The 695-nt window shown below is 62.6% G+C and carries 1 protein-coding gene; it reads left to right on the top strand.

Annotation, left to right across the window (positions count from 1 at the left end; translation table 11 throughout):
* On the top strand, positions 1–695 hold a 695-nt coding region (locus ACH34Q_RS46955), incomplete at both ends, for an aminotransferase class I/II-fold pyridoxal phosphate-dependent enzyme (RefSeq protein WP_395989769.1).

A 695-nucleotide genomic window follows, 5' to 3' on the forward strand; every position in this document is an offset into this window, starting at 1 on the left:
CCATATCGAGACCCCAGCCCTGTCAGAATTTGGCGCCCGCACTGTCAATGACCTCACTCAAGCTGACTGGGACACCCTGCGTCATCGTTTCAATGACCAGCGGGCGATCGGCATGAGCCTTGATGCTGGTGGCCACCTTACCCATGGTTTCCGCCCCAATATCTCCGGAAAGATGTTTGACCAGCGCTCCTACGGCACCGATCCGCAAACGGGCCTACTCGACTACGACAAGGTCGCTGAACTGGCCCGCGAGTTTAAGCCGCTTGTCATCGTCGCCGGATACTCCGCCTACCCGCGCCGCGTGAATTTCGCAAAGATGCGCGAGATTGCCGACGAAGTCGGTGCTGTGCTCATGGTCGATATGGCCCACTTCGCTGGCCTGGTAGCTGGCAAAGTCTTCACTGGTGACGAGAACCCCATCCCCCACGCCCAGGTCGTGACGACGACGACCCACAAGTCGCTACGCGGACCGCGCGGCGGCATGGTGCTGACGACTAAGGACTACGCCGACGACGTCGACCGCGGCTGCCCGATGGTGCTCGGCGGCCCGCTGTCCCACGTCATGGCTGCCAAGGCCGTCGCCCTGGCAGAAGCGCGCACCCAGGCCTTCCGCGACTACGCCCAGCGCGTCGCCAATAACGCGAAGGCCCTAGCCGAAGGGCTCATGAAACGTGGCGTCAAACTCGTCACCGATG

Origin of the sequence: Actinomadura sp. 9N407 (assembly GCF_044326315.1) — a bacterium.
GTDB lineage: Bacteria > Actinomycetota > Actinomycetes > Streptosporangiales > Streptosporangiaceae > Spirillospora.